Here is an 18,842-nt window from a genome sequence, read left to right as displayed (position 1 = left end):
CCTTGAGATACCGACTTTCGTGAGCAACGCCCGCTACCGCGCCTTCATCGCCGTCGCCCACCACGGCAGCCTCAGCGCCGCCGCCCGCGCACTGGGCGTGAGCCAGCCCACCATCTCCACCCAGATCGCCACGCTGGAGCGCCAAAGCCAGATCGAGCTGTTCCACCGCCGCGGCTACCGCATGACGCTCACGGGCGCAGGCGCCAGACTGCTGCCCATGGCGCAGAAAATCATGGCGCTGGAGGCCGAGGCCGAGTTCTTCCTGCGCGACTCGGGGCAGTTGCACCAGGGCGAGCTCAAGATCGGCGCCGTGGGGCCCTTCCATGTGATCGAGATGGTGGCCGCCTACCGCGCACGGCACCCGGGCATGCAGCTGTCCATCCGCATGGGCAACTCGCAGCAGGTGCTGGCCGACCTGGAACGCTACGACACCGACGTGGCCGTGCTCGCCGGCCTCTACGACCGCCCGGAGCTGCTGGCACGCGAGTACGCGCGCCACGCCATCGTGCTGTTCGCCCATGTGGCCCATCCCTTCGCGCGGCGCAGCGAAATCGCGCTGTCCGAACTGCAGGGCCAGCCTTTGCTGCTGCGCGAGCACGGCTCGACCACGCGCACCGCGCTGGAATCGGTGCTGCAGGCCGCCGGCGTGCAGCCGCGCACCGAACTGGAAATCGGCAGCCGCGAAGCCATACGCGAAGCCGTGGCGCGCGGCCTGGGACTGGGCGCCGTGTCCGAAGCCGAATTCATCCCCGACCCGCGCTTTCGCCCGCTGCGCATCGCGGGCGACCCGGCCAGCACCACCACCTATGTCTATTGCATGCGCGAGCGCAGCGACAGCCTGCTGGTGAGGTCTTTTCTGGAGGCGGTTTGAGGGCCGAGCCGGGCCACCTCGGCAACCCGCCTCAGCCCTCCACCCTGATTCCGCGCGCCTGGATCAGCCGGGCCCACTTTGCCCGTTCATCGCGCATGAAGGCGTCAAAGCGCTGCGGCGTCCCCCTCCATCCTCTGCGCCGAACTCTTCGAGCTTGGCCACCACATCGGGCATGGCCAGGATGCGGTTGACGTCCGCATTGATGCGGGCCACCAGATCGGCAGGCATTCTTGCGGGGCCCACCAGGCCGAACCAGATGCTCGCGTTGAACCCGGAATAGCCCTGCTCCGCCACGGTGGGAATCTCCGCGAAGGCCTTGGCGCGCTTCACGCCCGTCTGAGCCACTGCATGGACTTTTCCACCCTTGATGAAGGGCGCCGCCGTGGTCATTCCCTCGAACGCGTAGTCGATCTGGCCGCCCAGCAGATCCGTCATCACGTTCGACGCGCCCTTGTACGGGATATGGAGCGCGGACACCGCCGCAGTCTGCTCGAACAGCGCCAGCGCAAGGTGCTGGGCCGACCCCGTGCCCGAGGAGCCGAAGCTGACCTCCCCCGGCTTTTGCTTCAATGCGGCCAGCAGGCCCTGCATGGTGGCGGAAGCCTTGGGGCTGGCAACCAGGACCTGCGGGGTCTGGCCCATCAGGGCGATGGCGGAGAAGTCCCGCTCCGGCGAGAAGCCGAGCCTGGGGTTGAGCGCAGGGGCAATGCCCAGGGCATTGATGTGGCCCATCATGAGTGTCTGCCCATCGGGCGCGGCCCTGGCGGCCTCGGCAGCGGCAATCAGCCCCGCCGCCCCTGGCCGGTTCTCGACGATGACGGGAATGGCCCACAGCTGGTTGAGCCGGTTGGCGATGATCCGCGCCAGGATGTCCGTGCCGCCGCCTGCCGAGAAGCCGACGAGGATTTTGACCGGGCCCGCTGGCGGCCTGGCCTGTGCAAAGCCCGGATGGGCATGCAGGGCGGTGGCTGCGGCGGCCGAGGTCAGGAACTGTCTGCGTTGCATGGCTTGTCTCCTTGGATGATGGGCTGGCGGCGGTCTTACGCCACCGAGGTCCAGCGGCCGAACCGGGACACCTGCGCCTCGTCGAAATTGAAGCCGAGCCCCGGCGTCTGGTGCAGCACGACACGGCCCTTTTCCTGCGCCAGCTGGCGGTCCAGCAGGCGGCGGAAGTTCAGCACCTGGTCATCCCAGAAGAACTCGACATAGCGCGCATTGGGGGTCGCGGCCACCAGCGGCGCGTGCACATCGTGGAACCAGTGCGGACACATCTGCAGCCCATAGCCCGCCGCCATGGCGGCAATGCGCTTCCACTCGGTAATGCCCCCGCAGACTGCGGCGTCGGTCTGCAGGATGGATGCGGCGCCCATGTCGAGCAGATGCTTGTGGTACCAGCGGCCATAGCCGATTTCCGCGGTGGCCACGGGAATGCGGGTGAGCTTTGCCAGGCGGGCGTGGCTTTCGACATCGTCGGGGCTGAACGGCTCCTCGATGAAATAGGGGTCGTACGCCTCCATGCGGCGCAGGTACTGCATGGCCTGCACGGTGTCCACCCAGCCGTTGTTGCAGTCCAGCATGAGCTCCACGTCCGGGCCGATGGCCTCGCGCGCCGCCTTCACGCGCGACTCCTCGCCCTGGGGCGACCAGCGGCCGGTCTTCATCTTCACGGCCTGAAAGCCCAGCTCGACATAGCCGGCCATCTCCTCGCCGACATGGCCGGCGGTCTTGCCGTCCACGTAGTAGCCGCCGCTGGCATAGGCCAGCACCGTGTCCAGCTCCACCGCGCCCAGGTACTTGTGCAAAGGCAGCTGGGCGGTGCGGGCATTGAGGTCCCACAGCGCAATGTCGAGTGCGCTCAGTGCGCGCATCACGGTGCCCATGCGGCCTTGCAGCAGCGCCTCCTGGTACATCTCCTTCCACAGCCCTTCGACGGCCAGGGACTCGCGGCCCAGCAGCACAGGACCGAGCAGCTGCTCGACCGCGACGCGGAACAGCTCGCCCGCCGCATTGCCCACATAGCAAAAGCCGATGCCTTCGACGCCGTCGCTGCTGCGGACCTTGACCAGCCCGTAGTGGCGGTCGACCACGGTGCGGTTCGACAGATAGGTGACCTTGTCCAGCGGCACGCGGGCAACGCAGACTTCAATGGATTCGATGAGGGGCATGAGCTCTCCTGACATGGTTTGGAAGTGGGAACGAGCGAACTTTGCGCTTCAGGAGATCTGCAACAAAGATGGTGTCCCATGGTTCAGATGACGCAAAATGCGTCGCATGGATTCGCGCTTTCTCCAGAGCTTCATTGCCGTCGTGGACTGCGGCTCGATGGCCGACGCCGCGCGCAGGCTGGACCTGCCGCCCACCACCGTGGCCCAGCAGATGCGTGCGCTGGAGGCCGACGTGGGCTGCGCACTGCTCACGCGGGTGGGCCGAACGGTGCGGCCCACCGTCGTGGGCGCCCGGATCGTGGAACATGCGCGGGAGGTGCTCAAATCCGTGGAGAACCTGAGGTCAGCCGCATCGGCCACCGAGCTTCCCGCAGGCCCATTGAGGCTGGGGGCAACGCCCACGGCGCTGATGGGCCTGGTGCCCCCGCTGCTGCGCCGGTGGATGAGCGCCCATCCGGCCGTGCGCGTCTACATCGAACCCGGCACCTCCTCACTGCTGCTGGATCAGGTGCAGGCCGGCCATCTGGATGCGGCCATCCTTGTGCACCCGGCCTTCGCCATGCCCAAGACCTGCGAATGGCGGCTGATGCGCAGCGAGGCGCTGATTCTTCTCGCGCCCCGGGACATGAAGGTGCGCGATCCGCTGCTCACGGCCGCACGCGAACCCTTCATCCAGTACGACCGCAAGGTGGTGGCAGGAAAAATGGCGGATGAATACCTGCGGGGGCACAGCATCAAGCCGAAGGTCCGCTTCGAGCTGGACGGCATCGAGCAGATCGCACAGCTGGTTGCGGAAGGCTTCGGTGTCTCCATCCTGCCGGACTGGCCCGTGCTGGGACCGCCGGATGCCAGGACGCGCCGATGGCCGCTGCCCCCTCCGAGCCCGTCCCGCGAAGTGGGCATGGTGTGGCTGCGATCGTCGGTGCGCTCCCCGCTGGCGGCCGCCTTGTCCGAGCTGATCGATTCCCGCTAGCGAACCATGCCCTGACCTGTGCCTGGCACGCAGGCTCTCAGAACAGGCTGCGTTGCGGCAGCAAAAGCGACGGGTGGTAGAGGCTGCAATCGAGCCGCAGCGGCTCGCGGTTGAATCCGTACCGACGGCAGGCCAGGGCAAAGCGCTGGCGCAGCAGTTCGGCCCAGTGGCCGGTACCTTTCATGCGCTGGCCGAACTCGGCGTTGTACACGCGGCCGGCCTCGCGCTGCTCGCCCTGGATGCCGTGCAGGTCGCGCACGCGCTCCATCACGCGGCGGGCGCGGTCGGGGTAGTGCACCTGCAGCCATTGCTCGAACAGCGGCGCCACTTCCCAGGGCAGGCGCAGCACGGCATAGAAGGCGTGGCGCGCGCCTGCGTCGGCGGCCGCCTCCAGCACCTTCTCCAGGTCTTCGTTGATGAAGGGAATCTGCGGTGCCAGGCTCACGCCCACGGGCACGCCCGCCTCGGTCAGCGCGCGGATGCTGCGCAGCCGGCGGTGCGGCGCGGCGGCGCGCGGCTCCAGGTGGCGTGCCAGGTCGGCATCCAGCGTGGTCAGCGTGATGTGCACCGAGGCCAGGCCCTGGCGCGCCAGCGGGGCCAGCAGGTCCAGGTCACGCTCCACCCCGCTGCCCTTGGTGACGATGGAAAACGGGTGGCGCGCCTCGGCCAGCACTTCGATCAGGGTGCGCGTCAGCCCCAGTTCGCGCTCCACGGGCTGGTAGCAGTCGGTGACCGAGCCCAGCATCACGGGCGCGGCCACATGGCTGGCGCGCGACAGCTCGGCGCGCAGCAGCTCGGGCAGGTTCTGCTTGGCGATGAGCCGGGTCTCGAAGTCCAGCCCCGGCGACCAGCCCAGGTAGCTGTGCGTGGGCCGGGCATAGCAATAGATGCAGCCATGCTCGCAGCCCCGGTAGGGATTGAGCCCCATGTGAAACGGCAGGTCGGGCGACTGGTGGCGGCTCAGCGCCGAGCGGGCCTGCTCCCAGCGCAGTTCGGTGCGCAGCGGAGCGGCTTCCTCGCCTTCGGCAGGCGCCTCATGGCTGCCCCAGCCGTCATCGAAGGCCTCGCGCGGGTCGGAGGTGAAGCGGTGGGCCAGTTGGCTGGCTGCGCCCCGGCCCTTGATGGCGTGCAGGGGCACCCGGGCCGTGTCGTGATGAGGCGTGGGAGGACTGGGAAGCATGGAGCAACTGTATAAAAATACAGTCATGCCGCCAAGCACTCCCCGCATGCCTGCAGTTGCGAAGTGGGTTTTGCCGGCTTGGCAAGTGCCCACGCCAATCCGCACCGCACCGTGCGGGTTCGCTTGGCAGAACCCACACGGGCCTGCACAATGGGCCTATCGCACCAACTTGGTGCTTTTCTCTTTTCTGAAGATGCCTTGGCCCGGACAACCGCGTTGCCCGGGCTTTTGTCCGTTTGGGCGCCGCTGCCCTTCACTGCAGCCACGGCGCAAGCACACAAGGGAGCCAACACCATGGAGCGCAAGCCCCACATCATTCTTTCGTCCCTGGACCTGGAGCGCATCGAGGCCCTGCTGGACAAGCAACCCGCCTTCCCCGGCCGCGACGCGCTCGAGGCCGAGCTGGACCGCGCCGACGTGCTCGAACCCAAGGAAATGCCGCCCAACGTGGTGACCATGAACTCCACCGTGCGCTTCACGCTGCTGGAGTCGGGCAAGTCCAATACGCTGACCCTGGTCTATCCCAAGGAGATGGATGGCAGCTCCGACAAGGTGTCGGTCTTCGCGCCCGTGGGCATTGCCCTGCTGGGCCTGAGCGTGGGCGACCAGTCGCGCATGGCCGGTCCCTCGGGCCAGGTCACCGTGCGCGTGGATGCCATCGAGTTCCAGCCGGAAAGCGCAGGCGAGCTGCACCGTTGAACGCCGACCGGCGTGAAGCGAAAAAGGCAGCCAACCGGCTGCCTTTGTTGTTTGTGGACTGACGCACGGCGCCTCAGCGCAGGCCTGCCACAAACGCCGCGATCAGGCCGGTGCCCACCAGGCCCGCCTGCCAGCGCAGCGCCATGTGCCAGCTGGGAACGTGGCGCTCCACGCGCTCGTACAGCAGATGGCCGGCCGCAATCGACAGCACGAAGGCCGTGCACATGCCCAGCAGGGCGGCGGGAATGGAATGTGGCCAGAAATGGCTTTCCACGGCATTGACCAGCAGGCAGACCGAGAAGTGCACGAGAAACACCGAGTACGAAATCTTGCCCAGCCGACGCAGCGGCGCCCAGCCTTGCGCCTGCGCAAACGCGGGGCTGCGCATGGCCACGACCAGGGCCAGCGCCGTGGCACCGGCCAGCGCGATGCGGTCGCGCCACTCCAGTGCCAATGCCGCCACGACCAGGGCCACGATCAGCAGGGACCAGCTCCAGGCCGTCGAGGACTTGTCCGCATGCGCGGCCCAGTAGGCCAGCATGCCCAGGCCGTAGGCGCCAAAGAAGTACGGCGCCCACACATCCCATTGCGCATCCAGATTGAAGCCCAGCAGCGAAGCCGCCACGCCGATCACTACCAGCGCCTGCGCCACGCTCAGCGCCCAGGGCCAGCAGCGTGACAGGGCGTCGCCGCCAAAGCGGCGGCGCAGCAAGGCACCGCCCCAGCGCGTGCCGGCCAGCAGCAGCGCCGTCAGCGCGAACAGCTGAAAGTCGATGGACACATACCAGACGCCCGCAGACAGCGATTCCTCGCCCACGATGTTCTGCAGCAGCAGCGCATGCGCCACCAGTTGCCAGAGATCGGGCTCGCCCGACACCGAGGCATGGTCGAACCAGGGCCGCACGGCCGCCGAGACCACGATGGCCACGACCAGCGCCACCGCATAGGGCACGACCAGACGCACGAAGCGGCGCCCGATGCGCGACCACGGATCGCTGTGCTGCCCGTGGCCTTGCGGCGCCATGCTGGCTGCAGCCAGGTAGCCGCCCAGCACCAGGAAGATCTGCACGGCCATGCGCGCATATTCATAGAGCCAGTCGATGAGTTCCGGCGCGGCCGGATGGGCGATATCGGACATGGGGCCGTAGAAGGCCAGGTGGTGCCAGATGATGGCGGCACAGGCCAGGCCCTTGGTGCAGTCGATCAGCGCACTGCGGCTAGCGTGGGACATGGGGCAATCTGTAGTCGGTACGGGGCGGGAAGGCGCAGGGCCCGGGCCGCCTGGCCGCAAGCCCGCAAAGGCGCCATTGTGCGCCTTTTGGGCGCGACTTGCAGAAAGCTGACACATCGCTTCCCAAGCCGCCCGGAGCGTGCCGCGCACGCGCAGGCACAATGCATGCCATGACGCAATCCAAACCTCTTCCGGCGTTGAACCGGCAGTTCGTCTCGCACTTCGGCGAGATGGGCAGCCGCTGGGGCATCAACCGCACGGTAGGCCAGATCTACGCACTGCTGTTTCTTTCGCCCGAGCCGCTCAATGCCGACCAGATCGCCGAGACGCTGGAGTTCTCGCGCTCCAACGTGAGCATGGGGCTCAAGGAATTGCAGGCCTGGCGCCTGGTGCAATTGCGCCACCAGCCCGGCGACCGGCGCGAGTATTTCGAGGCGCCGCAGGATGTCTGGGAAATCTTCCGCCGCCTGGCCGAGGAACGCCGCCGCCGCGAGATAGAGCCCACCCAGTCCATGCTGCGCGCCGCCATGCTGGAGGAAGTCACCACCGAAGAGGAACGCTACGCCCAGCAGCGCATGCGCGACATGTACGAGCTGATCGACCGGCTCATGAACTGGTTCGACGACGTGCAGCGCCTGTCGCCCGAGACCGCCATGCAGCTCATGGGCATGGGCACGGCCGTGACGCGGCTGCTGGATCTGAAGGACCGCATCACGGGCGGCAAGGGCCGCGCCAAGGCGGATGACACCGACGATTGAACCTGGCAAGCCTGCGTACAAAAATGAGCTCCCGAGGGAGCTCATTGTGTTTACAGCAATGCTTCATTGGCGGTAAGCGCGTGCAAAAACTGGCGTAGCCCAAAGCGAGGGACACCGAGCAAGGGCCGCCCCCGCAGCGAGGGTGTCGTCCCCCTCCCGAAGAGAGAGGGGGAAGGCGCGAAGCGCCTCAGGGTGAGCTTTATTTCTCCCGGGCCAGGAGTTCGCGGCGCGTGGCCTCGTCGTCCATCAGTTCGTACCACATCGCGTTGAGCACCGCGAAGGCGGCCGCCAGCGGCAGGCCGAGCAACCAGGCGAAGTACCACATGGTGTTGTGTCCTTTCTTGACGTTGACTGTCGTTTCTTGATTCGGTGGATCAGTACGAGTGGCCGCGGCCCTCGATGATGGCCATCGGGTCGACCTTGCCGCGCAGCACGCTGTAGACCCAACTGGTGTAGGCCACGATGAGGGGCACGAAGATCAGCGCGCACACCAGCATGATGAACAGCGTCACATGGCTGGACGAAGAGTCCCAGACCGTGAGGCTGTGCTGCGGGTTCAGCGACGAGGGCAGGATGAACGGGAACATGGACGCCCCCACGCTGGCGATGATGCCGGCAATGCCCAGGCCGCTGGACAGCAGGGCCAGCCACTCGCGGCGCAGCCACAGGCCCAGCGCCGCCAGCAGCGGCATCAGCAGGCCGATGGCCGGCACGGCCCAGAGCACGGGCCGGGCCTGGTAGTTGGCGAACCAGGCGCCCGCCTGCAGCGCAGCCGTCTTGAACAGCGGGTTGGACGGTCCGGTGGTGTTGATCTCGCTGGTGATGCGGTAGCCATTGAGCGCGGCCAGCCACACGCCAGCCGCCGCGAACAGCACCGTGGTGGCGACGGCAGCCACCATGCCGAAGCGGCGCGCGCGCGCGGCCACATCGCCCTCGGTCTTGAACACCAGCCAGGACGCACCATGCATGAGCAGCATGCACAGCGAGACCAGGCCGGCCAGCAGCGCAAACGGGTTGAGCAGGCCGAAGAACGTGCCCTCGTAGTAGATGCGCATGTCGGGCGCCAGGCGGAAGGGCACGCCCTGCAGCACATTGCCCAGTGCCACGCCGAAGATCAGCGCGGGCACCACGCCGGCCATGCACAGCACGGCATCCCAGCGCGCGCGCCAGGCCGGCTCCTCGCGCTTGCTGCGGAACTTGAAGGCCACGGGCCGCAGGATCAGCGCCACCAGCGCCGCAAACATGGCCAGGTAAAAGCCTGAGAACGACACGGCATAAAGCTGCGGCCAGGCCGCAAAGATGGCACCGCCGCCCAGGATGAGCCAGACCTGGTTGCCTTCCCAGACCGGGCCCAGAGAGTTGATGACGACGCGGCGCTCCACGTCGGTCCTGGCCGCCAGCGGCAGCAGCGCGGCAGCGCCCAGGTCAAAGCCATCGGTGACGGCAAAGGCGATGAGCAGCACGCCCAGCAGGCCCCACCACAGCAGGCGCAGGATGTCGTAGCTGATCAGTTCGTGAAGAATCATGGTGACAATCTCCCTTGGTCATTGCCCGCGGGCGAGTTTTTGCATCAGAGGAAAGTAGGTGGTCAGGTGCGGTGCGCTTTCCTCCTGCGGTCCCTTGCGGATGGCCTTCACCATGAGCTTCATCTCGATGACGAAGAGCACGGAGTAGATGGCGATGAAGCCTGCAATCGTCAGCAGCAGCGTGCCCGCGCCCAGGTTGGACACGGCCAGCGCCGTGGGCAGCACGCCTTCGATGATCCAGGGCTGGCGGCCCACCTCGGCCACGATCCAGCCGCACTCGGCCGCGATCCAGGGCAGGGGAATGGCGATCACGGCCAGCTTGAGCATCCACGGATGGGCGTCCAGCCTGCGCCGCACCGACAGCCAGAAGAACGCGGCCGTGAGCGCGATGAAGAACATGCCCAGCCCCACCATGATGCGGAAGGCCCAGAACAGCGGCCCCACGGCCGGCACGGTGTCCCAGGCGGCCTGGGCGATCTGCGCGTCCGTGGCCTGGCGCGGGTCGTCCACGTAGCGCTTGAGCAGCAGCGCGTAACCCAGTTGACCGCCCTTGTCCTCGAAGACGGCCTTGGCCTCGGCCGGCACCTGGCCCGTGGGGCCGGCGGCGCGGATGGCCTCCAGTGCGCCATAGGCCTCGATGCCGTTGCGGATGTACTGCTCGGTGCGCTGGACCAAGTCGTTGATGCCGGGGATCTCGGTGGTCAGCGAGCGCGTGCCGATCAGGCCCATGACCCAGGGAATGTGCACGGCGTAGTGCGTCTCGCGTGCGGCCTTGTCGGGGAAGCCGAAGGCCGTGAAGGCGGCCGGTGCGGGCTCGGTGTCCCACATGGCCTCGATGGCGGCCAGCTTCATCTTCTGGTGCTCCGACGACAGGTAGCCGCTTTCATCGCCCAGCACCACCACCGACAGCGCGGCGGCCAGGCCGAACGAGGTGGCCACCGTCATGGAGCGGCGCGCCAGCTGGATGTGCCGGCCCTTGAGCAGATACCAAGCCGAGACGCCCAGCACGAAGATGGCCGCCGTCACGTAGCCGGCCGAGACCGTGTGCACGAACTTGGCCTGGGCCACGGGGTTGGTCAGCACCGCGAAGAAGTCGGTGACCTCCATGCGCATGGTCTGCGGGTTGAACGCCGCGCCCACGGGGTTTTGCATCCAGCCATTGGCGATCAGGATCCACAGCGCCGAGAAGTTCGAGCCCAGGGCCACGCACCAGGTGGTCACCAGGTGGCCGACCTTGCTCAGGCGGTCCCAGCCGAAGAAGAACAGGCCCACGAAGGTGGCTTCCAGGAAGAAGGCCATCAGCCCCTCGATGGCCAGCGGCGCGCCGAAGATGTCGCCCACGTAGTGGCTGTAGTAGCTCCAGTTCATGCCGAACTGGAACTCCATCACGATGCCCGTGGCCACGCCCATGGCGAAGTTGATGCCGAACAACGTGCCCCAGAACTTCGTCATGTCGCGCCAGATGGTGCGGCCCGTCATCACGTAGACGGTCTCCATGATGGCGATGATCACGGCCAGGCCGATGGTCAGCGGCACGAACAGGAAGTGGTAGAGCGCCGTTACCGCGAACTGCAGCCGCGATAGATCGACGATGTCGAGGTCCATGGTGAGATCCTTTCTCTCGGGGGTACTTGGTGAAATCCTTGATCAGCCGTCCTGCCGCAGGCGCGCCAGGGCCGCCTCGAACGGCGGTGTGCCGCGCAGCGCCTCGGACACCACGCGGCCCTGCTCCACCCACAGCAGCCGGTCGGCCAGTTGCGCCTCCCGCAGCTTGTGGGTGGCCAGCACCAGGGTGCGGCCCCGGGCTGCACTGTCCAGCCGCACCAGCAGGTCGGCGGCCGTGCGTGCATCCAGGCCCTCGGTCACTTCGTCCAGCAGCCAGCAGCGCGCGGGGCTCAGCAGCAGCCGCGCCAGCGCCAGGCGCCGTGCCTGGCCGCCGGACAGGCCCAGCCCGCCCTCGCCCAGCCGCGTGTCCAGACCCTGCGCCATGGCGCGCACATCGCCGGCCAGCCCGGCGACTTCCAGCGCCGCCCACAGCGTGTCCTCGGCGGCCTCGGGGCAGGCCAGCAAAAGGTTGTCGCGCAGGCTGTCCTCGAACAGTTCGGTGCGCTGCGTCATCCAGGTGCAGCGCCGGGCACGCACGGCGCCGGACAGCGGCTGGAGCTCGCCGGCCATCAGGCACAGCAGCGTGGTCTTGCCCGCACCGCTGGCGCCCAGCAGGGCGACACGCTCGCCTTCGGCGATACGGATGTCCTGGGCCAGCACGGCGGCACGGGGTGCCACGACCTGCTCCAGCTCAACCGCCAAGCCCTGCCTGGGCGCAGCCGGTTCGCAGGCGCCTTGCGCAGCGCCATCGCGCAGGGCGGGCGCCAGCCGGCGCGCGGCCAGCCAGCTGCGGCCGGTCTCCAGCGCGCCACGGCGCAACGCAGCAAAGGGCTCCATGGCCGTCAGCGCCAGCAGCAGGGCCAGCGCAGCCACGGGGGCGCCCAGCAGGCCGGCCTCGGCCAGCCAGCCTACGCCCAGCAGCACACCGGCCAGGGCCAGGGCGCCGCACAGGCCCTGCACGAAGGAGGTTCGGGCCTCCAGGCCGTGGAGCTCGGCGTCGGCCTCGGCCACGCGTGCGTCCAGGGCGGCAATGCGTTCGCAATGCGCGGCCAGGGTGCCGGCCATGGCCAGCTCCGCCTGCCCGGCCACCAGGTCGGCCGTGCGGGCGCGCAGGGACTCCAGCGCCAGCGCGCGGCGCACGGCGGGCCGGCGCGCACTGCGGGCCAGCCACAGGGCGCTGCCCAGGCCCGTGGCCAGCAGCCACGCAGCCAAGGCCATGCCCAGCCACCAGCGCATCAGGCCCAGTGCCAGGGCGGCCATCAGCGTGGCACCCGTGGCGGCCAGCAAGGGCACGAACAGGCGCAGGTACAGGCTGTCCAGCGCATCCACGTCGGCCGTCAGCCGCTGCAGCAGGCGCGCGGGCCGCAGGCGCAGGCTCAGGGCGGCGGCGGGCGTGGCCCAGCTGCGCAGCAGCCGCTCGCGCAGGGCTGCCAGCACGGCCAGGGTGGCGTCATGGGTGACCAGCCGTTCGGCATAGCGCGTGCCCGTGCGGCCCAGGGCCAGCAGGCGGATGCCGGCCGAGGGCATGAAGACGTCAAAAACGATGGCCGTGGCCGGCAGCAGCCCGGCCAGCGCCGTGGCCGTGATGAACCAGCCCGACAGGCCCAGCAGCGCCATGCCCATGAGCACCGTGAGCAGGGCCAGCAGCGCGCCACCCAGCCACAGGCGCCGGGGCGCCATGCGCGCCAGGGCGGCAAGCACGGGCCAGAGGGTGGAGCGGGGCTTCATGCGGCCAGCTCCTGTGGGGCGGCATGGCCCGCCAGCTCCACCACGCGGTGCATGGCGGCGGCCAGTTCGGCATCGTGGGTGGCGACGATCAGCGTGCGCCCGCGTGCCAGCTGCAGCAGGGCATCGGTGACCTGAGCGGCCGTGGCCGGGTCCAGGTGGGCCGTGGGTTCATCGACCAGCAGCAGGCCTGCATCGCGCGACAAGGCCAGGCGCGCCAGTGCCAGGCGCACGATCTCCCCGCCCGACAGGCCGGCTCCGCCCTCGCCCAGCGTGGCGCCGGCCCGGGTCTCGGCCAGCTTGCCCAGCCCGGCCAGCCGCAGGGCCTGGCGCAGTTCGCCGAAGGTGAATCCCGGGCGGCCCAGCCGGAGGTTTTCGGCCACCGAGCCGGCGAACACATGGGGGCTCTGCCCCATCCAGGCCATGCGCGCGCGCAGCCGGCCGGCCGATTCGCCGTCGAGCAGCTGGCCATCGATATGGATGCGCCCAGGCTCGGCCACCGGCAGCAGGCCGGCAATCTGCGCCAGCAGCAGCGACTTTCCGCTGCCGCTGGGGCTCCACAGCGCCACATGCTCGCCAGGCCGCACGTCCACCGTGAGCGCCGGCAGCGTGACCGCGCCGCCTGGCGCCTGGGGCCGCACCTGCTCCAGGTGCAGGGCGCAGGCCTGGCCGGCCGCCCTGCCGGGCGCACTCAGCGCGCCGGGCAGCGGCTGCGCATCGCGGCCCAGCTCGCCCAGGGCCTGCAGTGCGGCCTCGCCGCTGGCGCGGTCGTGCCAGACGGCAGACAGCTCACGCAGGGGATCGAAGAAGCTGGGCGCCAGCAGCAGCACGAACAGCGCCTGGCCCAGGCTCAGTGTCTGGCCCCAGCTGCCAAAGGGCAGATGGCCCAGCAGGTGAAAGCCCACGTACACGGCCACCATGGCCACGCCCAGGGCCGAGAACAGCTCCAGCACCGCAGAGGACAGAAAGGCGATGCGCAGCACGCGCATGCTGCGTTCGCGCAGGAATTCGGCATTGGCGCGCAGCCGCTGCGCCGTGGCATCCACCGCGCCCAGGGCGCGCAGGGTGGACAGGCCGCGCAGCCGGTCGAGCAGGAAGGCGTTCATGCCGCCCAGCTCCACCATCTGCGCCTGGCTGGCCGCCTTGGCGCGCCAGCCGACGATGGCCATGAACAGCGGGATCAGCGGCGCGGCCACCACCAGGATCAGCGCCACCACCCAGCTCTGGCTGGCCACGGCCAGCGCAATCACCAGCGGCACGGTGCGCACGCGCCACATGGCGGTCTGGTAGCGCGACAGCCAGGGCACGATGGCCTCGGCCTGCTCGGCCATGGCGCTGGCCGCCTGGCCCGAGGCCGCGCGCTGGCGGTCCAGCGGCGAGGTGCCCGCCAGCGTGCGCAGCACCTGCATTCGCAGCGCGCTCACCAGGCTGCGCGCCTGCAGATTGGCGCGGCGCGTGCCGCTGGCATCGCACCAGGCGCGCAACCCGCCCAGCAGTGCCACGCCGGCCGCAAGCTGCCACAGCAGCCACATCGGCTCCACGCCCGCGCCATCGGCCATGGACTGCACGGCCAGCGCCAGCAGCGCCGCCTGGGGCAGCCACAGCAGCGAGGCCAGCACCAGGCGCCCCGTACCCGCCATCGGACGACGCGCCAGTTGGTGGAACTCAGGCAATGACGGGGTACAAGGTTTGTTCATTTATTCTGTAATTTCAGTATTTACTGAAATTACGCAAAGAATTCTAAACAAACTTGCTCCAGGCAAGTCGCTCGTAGGGGGAAGCCGAGTGAAGCAGTCAAGCGTGCGCAAGGGGTTTTGCGCAAACAACTTCGAGAACCGGACCCGCACAGCGTGGGTAATACCCAAAGAAAACGGCGCCCGAAGGCGCCGTCTGGCAGGGTAGGAGAAGAGCCCGTCCTGGGCTCCCCGACCTTACGGGGTGGACAGCAGGCGGTCGCGCGCCTGGTTGTATTCGCGCTTGAGACGCTCGACCAGCTCGCCCGCACCCGTGACTTCGCGGATGGCGCCAATGCCCTGGCCGCAGCCCCAGATGTCCTTCCAGGCCTTCTTGGCGTCGCCGCCGAAGTTCATCTTGCTGGGGTCCGACTCGGGCAGGTTGTCGGGGTCCAGGCCTGCCGCACGGATGGACGGCGCCAGGTAGTTGCCGTGCACGCCCGTGAACAGGTTGCTGTAGACGATGTCGTCGGAGGTGCCGTCCACGATGGCCTGCTTGTAGGCGTCGTGCGCACGCGCCTCATGCGTGGCAATGAAGGCCGAGCCGATATAGGCGAAGTCCGCTCCCATGGCCTGGGCCGCGAGGATGGCACCGCCCGAGGCGATGGAGCCCGACAGCGCCACGGGGCCGTCGAACCATTCGCGGATTTCCTGGATCAGCGCGAACGGGCTCTTGACACCCGCATGGCCGCCGGCGCCCGCCGCCACGGCGATCAGGCCGTCGGCCCCCTTTTCGATGGCCTTGTGCGCGAACTTGTTGTTGATGATGTCGTGCAGCACCACGCCGCCCCAACTGTGCACGGCCTGGTTCACGTCCTCGCGCGCACCCAGGCTGGTGATGACGATGGGCACCTTGTACTTGGCGCACATCTGCATGTCGTGCTCGAGCCGGTCATTGCTCTTGTGCACGATCTGGTTGATGGCGAACGGCGCCGAGGGCCGGTCCGGATGGGCCTTGTCCCAGGCGGCCAGGGTCTCGGTGATCTCGGCCAGCCAGTCTTCGAGCTGCTCGGCCGGGCGCGCGTTGAGCGCGGGCATGGAGCCCACGATGCCGGCCTGGCACTGGGCGATCACGAGCTTGGGGTTGCTGATGATGAACAGCGGCGAGCCGATCACTGGCAGGGCCAGTTTCTTCAGCGCCGGGGGAAGCTTGGACATGCGTTGTCTCCGTTGGTTCTCGGTATCTCTGTCTGCGTTGTGCCTTGCGGGAGCGCCGGGTCAGAAGGCGTCCATGGGCAGCGCCATCACGCTGTCGCCGCCGTGCACGATGGCATCGCGCAGGCCCGCCGCCTTGACGAGGATGTGCTCGGCATAAAAGCGCGCCGTCGCAATCTTCGCGCGCATGAAGGCCTCGTCCTGTCCCTTGTGCAACAGCTGCTCGGCCACCAGCAGGGCGCGGCCCATCTGCCAGCCTGCGACGAGGTTGCCCGCCAGCATCAGGTAGGGAACGCTGCCGGCGTACACGGCATTGGGCTCGGCCTTGGCCTGGCCCGAGACGAAGTGCACCGCCTCCACGAAGGCCTGGCGCGCAGCGGCCAGCTGGCGGGCCACGGCCAGTGCCTCGGGCGTGCCGCTGGCGGCCAGCTCGGCCTCGGTCTTCTCGATCTGGCCCGCAATGGCCAGCGCGGTCTGGCCGCCATCGCGCGCCGTCTTGCGGCCCACCAGGTCATTGGCCTGGATGGCGGTCGTGCCTTCGTAGATGGTCAGGATCTTGGCGTCGCGGTAGTACTGGGCGGCGCCCGTCTCCTCGATGAAGCCCATGCCGCCGTGCACCTGCACGCCCAGGCTGGTGACTTCCAGGCTCATCTCGGTGCTGTAGCCCTTGACCAGGGGCACCATGAATTCATAGAAGGCCGCATTGGCCTCGCGCACCTGGGCGTCGGCATGGTGGTGGGACGCATCGTAGGCGGCAGCGGCTGTGGCCGCCATGGCGCGGCAACCTTCGGTGTAGGCACGCATGGTCATGAGCATGCGGCGCACATCAGGGTGGTGGATGATGGTGGCGCTGGCCTTCACGCTGCCGTCCACGGGGCGGCTTTGCACACGCTCGCGGGCATAGGCCACGGCGTGCTGGTAGGCGCGCTCGGCCACGGCAATGCCCTGCACGCCCACGGCGTAGCGGGCCGCGTTCATCATGATGAACATGTATTCGAGGCCGCGGTTTTCCTCGCCCACCAGGTAACCGATGGCCCCGCCGTTGTCGCCGTACTGCAGCACGGCCGTGGGCGAGGCCTTGATGCCCATCTTGTGCTCGATGCTCACGCAGTGCACATCGTTGCGCGCGCCCAGCGAGCCATCCTTGTTGACCAGGAACTTGGGCACCACGAACAGGCTGATGCCCTTGACGCCCTCGGGCGCCCCGGCCACGCGGGCCAGCACCAGATGGACGATGTTCTCGGCCATGTCGTGCTCGCCATAGGTGATGAAGATCTTGGTGCCGAAGACCTTGTAGCTGCCATCGGGCTGCGGATCGGCCTTGGTGCGCACCAGGGCCAGGTCGGAGCCGGCCTGGGGCTCGGTCAGGTTCATGGTGCCGGTCCACTCGCCGGTCACCAGCTTCTCGAGATAGGTGGCCTTGAGCTCATCGCTGCCCGCCGTCAGCAGGGCCTCGATGGCGCCGTCGGTCAGCAGCGGGCACAGCGCAAAGCTCAGGTTGGCGCTGTTGAGCATTTCCACACAGGCCGCGCCAATCGTCTTGGGCAGGCCCTGGCCGCCAAAATCCTGCGGATGCTGCAGGCCCTGCCAGCCGCCTTCGGCGTACTGGCGAAAGGCCTGCTTGAAGCCCGCCGTGGTGGTGACCACGCCGTCCTTGAGGCTGGAAGGCGCCACGTCGCCCGGCAGGTTCAGAGGTGCCACCACGCCTTCGCACAGCTTGGCGCATTCCTCCAGCACGGCCTGGGCCGTCTCCAGACCAGCCTCCTCGAAACCGGGCAACTGCGCCACCTGGTCGATCTGCGCCAGATGCTCCATGGCGAACAGCATGTCTTTGAGGGGAGCCGAGTAAGTCATTGTTGAACCTTCCTGAACAGAGCCTGGACCGCCGGCGCGCAGCGCGCGGCGACCTGGGACAGCGGGCACGCCGCCACGGCACTACTGCATTGCTGCGTTATTGCGTGACGCGGCCCGATGCGTTGACGATGGACAAATCCACGAATTTCGAGCCCGCCTGCGAGCCCGGACGATAGGTAACCCAGTAGCCGCCCAGATCGAAGGCGTCCAGGCCGCGCAGCGAAGCGGCCAACTTGTCGCGCGTCAGCGGCTGGGTGCGGCGCATGGCCTCCACGATGACGCGGGCGTTCACATAGCCTTCCATCATGGCGTAGCTGACCGGCACGGTCAGCGACTTGCCGGCAGCGGTGGCCGCGTCCCTGAACTCCTTGTTCAGGCGCATGGTCACCTTGTAGGGACTGGGCACGACCTGGGCAATGGACAGGCCGCTCATGAACTCCACGGGCAGGCGCTTGGCCAGTTGCTCGATATCGGCTTCGGACGTGGCGTAGATCTGGGCCGTGCCACCCGCCATGCGGTACGCCTCGACAAAGGCCGAGGTCACTGGGCTGGAGGCCACCACCATCACGGCCTGCGCCGAAGGCTGGGCCTTTTGCAACTGGGACACGGCCTTGTCCATGGCGCCCTTGCCCGTGCTCAGCGAGGCGCTGACCACCAGCTTGGCCTTGGAAGGCGCAATCGCCTTGTCAACGAGTTCCGCCACGGCCTTGGCATCCGGGCGCTCGTCATGCAGCAGGGCCAGGCGCGTGATGCCCACGGTGGCCAGGTGCGAGGCGATCTTGGCCATTTCCTCGGGCAGGTTGGCGCGCGTGCTGAAGATCTGGGGATTGCTCAGCACCCGCGTGTCCGTGCTCTGGTAGCCCACGAGGGAGATCTGGGACTGGTCGAGCAGCTTGCTGTCCAGCAGCGCCGCCATGTTGCGGTTGCCGAAGTAGCCGGCCAGCACCACGGGCTTGGACTCGTCCAGCAGCTTGCGGGTCTTGTCCACGGTTTCCTCGGGGTGGCCCACATCGTCCACGGTGACCAGTTGCACGGGCTGGCCCTGCACGCCGCCGGCCTTGTTGATCTGGTCGAAGTACAGGCGCATGCCCTGGGCATAGGCACGGCCCTGCGTCGCACCGGCTCCCGACATGGGTGCCACCTGCCCCACCACCCAGGCATTGGCCTCGGCGGCCAGCGCCATGGCGCCACAGACAAAGGCCACGGCCGTGCGGGCCAGGCGCAAGCGCATCATCTTCATTTCAATCTCCCTCTCGGTTCATGCCATCGCCAGCACCGGCTGGCGGCCAAGTCCGTTGTTGTAGTCGGTGGTGCGCGCCGTGACCAGCGGACCATCCCGGAATCCATGACGGAAAAAGAGGGGCCTG

General features: G+C 68.2%; 15 protein-coding genes and 1 pseudogene. 4 read left to right on the top strand and 12 right to left on the bottom strand.

All coding sequences use genetic code 11. The features are described from left to right. Positions 1 to 19: 19 nt before the first annotated feature. The gene (locus CLV01_RS11460) at positions 20 to 871 is read left to right on the top strand and encodes a LysR substrate-binding domain-containing protein (protein WP_013803446.1); all 852 of its coding nucleotides are present in this window, start codon (positions 20 to 22) and stop codon (positions 869 to 871) included. A 31-nt stretch (positions 872 to 902) separates the two neighbouring features. Here CLV01_RS11460 and CLV01_RS11455 read toward each other — a convergent pair. Next, positions 903 to 1,876, bottom strand: a pseudogene (locus CLV01_RS11455) (Bug family tripartite tricarboxylate transporter substrate binding protein). A gap of 35 nt (positions 1,877 to 1,911) precedes the next feature. Next, positions 1,912 to 3,036 carry a mandelate racemase/muconate lactonizing enzyme family protein gene (locus tag CLV01_RS11450; protein WP_099734258.1) on the bottom strand — a complete coding sequence of 375 codons (1,125 nt, stop codon included), beginning with the start codon at positions 3,034 to 3,036 and terminating at the stop codon, positions 1,912 to 1,914. A gap of 106 nt (positions 3,037 to 3,142) precedes the next feature. Between CLV01_RS11450 and CLV01_RS11445 the strand changes: the two genes are divergently transcribed. Continuing rightward, the gene (locus CLV01_RS11445) at positions 3,143 to 4,009 is read left to right on the top strand and encodes a LysR family transcriptional regulator (RefSeq protein ID WP_099734259.1); all 867 of its coding nucleotides are present in this window, start codon (positions 3,143 to 3,145) and stop codon (positions 4,007 to 4,009) included. 37 nt (positions 4,010 to 4,046) lie between these two features. Here CLV01_RS11445 and CLV01_RS11440 read toward each other — a convergent pair whose 3' ends face one another. Next, a complete protein-coding gene (locus CLV01_RS11440; RefSeq protein ID WP_099734260.1) occupies positions 4,047 to 5,189 on the bottom strand; it encodes a PA0069 family radical SAM protein in 1,143 nt (380 codons plus the stop codon). A gap of 294 nt (positions 5,190 to 5,483) precedes the next feature. On the opposite strand from CLV01_RS11440, the gene rnk reads away from it, so the two are divergent. After that, positions 5,484 to 5,888 carry a nucleoside diphosphate kinase regulator gene (rnk, locus tag CLV01_RS11435; protein WP_013803451.1) on the top strand — a complete coding sequence of 135 codons (405 nt, stop codon included), beginning with the start codon at positions 5,484 to 5,486 and terminating at the stop codon, positions 5,886 to 5,888. A gap of 73 nt (positions 5,889 to 5,961) precedes the next feature. Here rnk and CLV01_RS11430 read toward each other — a convergent pair whose 3' ends face one another. After that, positions 5,962 to 7,119, bottom strand: a complete 1,158-nt coding sequence (locus CLV01_RS11430) for an acyltransferase family protein (RefSeq protein ID WP_099734261.1) — start codon at positions 7,117 to 7,119, stop codon at positions 5,962 to 5,964. 161 nt (positions 7,120 to 7,280) lie between these two features. Here CLV01_RS11430 and CLV01_RS11425 point away from each other — a divergent pair, with 161 nt between their 5' ends. Continuing rightward, the gene (locus tag CLV01_RS11425; protein WP_012204320.1) at positions 7,281 to 7,877 is read left to right on the top strand and encodes a GbsR/MarR family transcriptional regulator; all 597 of its coding nucleotides are present in this window, start codon (positions 7,281 to 7,283) and stop codon (positions 7,875 to 7,877) included. 199 nt (positions 7,878 to 8,076) lie between these two features. Here CLV01_RS11425 and cydX read toward each other — a convergent pair whose 3' ends face one another. The 8 genes from cydX to CLV01_RS11385 all read right to left on the bottom strand — a co-directional run bounded on the left by cydX (position 8,077) and on the right by CLV01_RS11385 (position 18,715). Then, complete coding sequence (cydX, locus tag CLV01_RS11420; RefSeq protein ID WP_012204319.1) at positions 8,077 to 8,202, bottom strand: cytochrome bd-I oxidase subunit CydX; 126 nt, start codon at positions 8,200 to 8,202, stop codon at positions 8,077 to 8,079. Positions 8,203 to 8,251: 49 nt separating this feature from the next. Then, positions 8,252 to 9,403 (bottom strand): cytochrome d ubiquinol oxidase subunit II, encoded by a 1,152-nt coding sequence (gene cydB, locus CLV01_RS11415; RefSeq protein WP_012204318.1) that lies wholly within the window; start codon positions 9,401 to 9,403, stop codon positions 8,252 to 8,254. Positions 9,404 to 9,421: 18 nt separating this feature from the next. Continuing rightward, positions 9,422 to 11,008, bottom strand: coding sequence for a cytochrome ubiquinol oxidase subunit I (locus tag CLV01_RS11410; protein ID WP_034391473.1), 1,587 nt, complete (start codon positions 11,006 to 11,008; stop codon positions 9,422 to 9,424). Positions 11,009 to 11,050: 42 nt separating this feature from the next. Further along, on the bottom strand, positions 11,051 to 12,736 hold the full coding sequence (locus CLV01_RS11405; RefSeq protein ID WP_099734262.1) for an amino acid ABC transporter ATP-binding/permease protein: 1,686 nt from the start codon (positions 12,734 to 12,736) through the stop codon (positions 11,051 to 11,053). Further along, on the bottom strand, positions 12,733 to 14,373 hold the full coding sequence (gene cydD, locus CLV01_RS11400) for a thiol reductant ABC exporter subunit CydD (RefSeq protein WP_099734263.1): 1,641 nt from the start codon (positions 14,371 to 14,373) through the stop codon (positions 12,733 to 12,735). Before cydD ends, CLV01_RS11405 begins: the two co-directional genes overlap by 4 nt. A 291-nt stretch (positions 14,374 to 14,664) precedes the next feature. Beyond that, positions 14,665 to 15,624 (bottom strand): NAD(P)H-dependent flavin oxidoreductase, encoded by a 960-nt coding sequence (locus CLV01_RS11395; protein WP_012204314.1) that lies wholly within the window; start codon positions 15,622 to 15,624, stop codon positions 14,665 to 14,667. Positions 15,625 to 15,684: 60 nt separating this feature from the next. Further along, positions 15,685 to 17,475, bottom strand: a complete 1,791-nt coding sequence (locus CLV01_RS11390) for an acyl-CoA dehydrogenase (RefSeq protein WP_013803457.1) — start codon at positions 17,473 to 17,475, stop codon at positions 15,685 to 15,687. Between the two features lie 97 nt (positions 17,476 to 17,572). After that, positions 17,573 to 18,715 (bottom strand): ABC transporter substrate-binding protein, encoded by a 1,143-nt coding sequence (locus CLV01_RS11385; RefSeq protein ID WP_013803458.1) that lies wholly within the window; start codon positions 18,713 to 18,715, stop codon positions 17,573 to 17,575. Positions 18,716 to 18,842: the final 127 nt, after the last annotated feature.

It is taken from the genome of Delftia sp. 60 (assembly GCF_002754395.1).
Taxonomy (GTDB): Bacteria; Pseudomonadota; Gammaproteobacteria; order Burkholderiales; family Burkholderiaceae_C; genus Comamonas; species Comamonas acidovorans.
Note: the sequence above shows the minus strand (reverse complement) of the source record. Positions and strands in the feature narration are given on the sequence as shown.

Excerpts from the sequence above, each read along its gene's own strand:
- CLV01_RS11405 (WP_099734262.1), bottom strand. The coding sequence starts at position 12,736 with ATGAAGCCCCGCTCCACCCTCTGGCCCGTGCTTGCCGCCCTGGCGCGC.
- CLV01_RS11450 (WP_099734258.1), bottom strand. The coding sequence starts at position 3,036 with ATGCCCCTCATCGAATCCATTGAAGTCTGCGTTGCCCGCGTGCCGCTG.
- CLV01_RS11395 (WP_012204314.1), bottom strand. The coding sequence starts at position 15,624 with ATGTCCAAGCTTCCCCCGGCGCTGAAGAAACTGGCCCTGCCAGTGATC.
- rnk (WP_013803451.1), top strand. The coding sequence starts at position 5,484 with ATGGAGCGCAAGCCCCACATCATTCTTTCGTCCCTGGACCTGGAGCGC.
- CLV01_RS11390 (WP_013803457.1), bottom strand. The coding sequence starts at position 17,475 with ATGACTTACTCGGCTCCCCTCAAAGACATGCTGTTCGCCATGGAGCAT.
- cydX (WP_012204319.1), bottom strand. The coding sequence starts at position 8,202 with ATGTGGTACTTCGCCTGGTTGCTCGGCCTGCCGCTGGCGGCCGCCTTC.
- CLV01_RS11385 (WP_013803458.1), bottom strand. The coding sequence starts at position 18,715 with ATGAAGATGATGCGCTTGCGCCTGGCCCGCACGGCCGTGGCCTTTGTC.
- CLV01_RS11430 (WP_099734261.1), bottom strand. The coding sequence starts at position 7,119 with ATGTCCCACGCTAGCCGCAGTGCGCTGATCGACTGCACCAAGGGCCTG.
- CLV01_RS11440 (WP_099734260.1), bottom strand. The coding sequence starts at position 5,189 with ATGCTTCCCAGTCCTCCCACGCCTCATCACGACACGGCCCGGGTGCCC.
- CLV01_RS11445 (WP_099734259.1), top strand. The coding sequence starts at position 3,143 with ATGGATTCGCGCTTTCTCCAGAGCTTCATTGCCGTCGTGGACTGCGGC.
- cydB (WP_012204318.1), bottom strand. The coding sequence starts at position 9,403 with ATGATTCTTCACGAACTGATCAGCTACGACATCCTGCGCCTGCTGTGG.
- CLV01_RS11410 (WP_034391473.1), bottom strand. The coding sequence starts at position 11,008 with ATGGACCTCGACATCGTCGATCTATCGCGGCTGCAGTTCGCGGTAACG.
- CLV01_RS11425 (WP_012204320.1), top strand. The coding sequence starts at position 7,281 with ATGCATGCCATGACGCAATCCAAACCTCTTCCGGCGTTGAACCGGCAG.
- cydD (WP_099734263.1), bottom strand. The coding sequence starts at position 14,373 with ATGGCGGGTACGGGGCGCCTGGTGCTGGCCTCGCTGCTGTGGCTGCCC.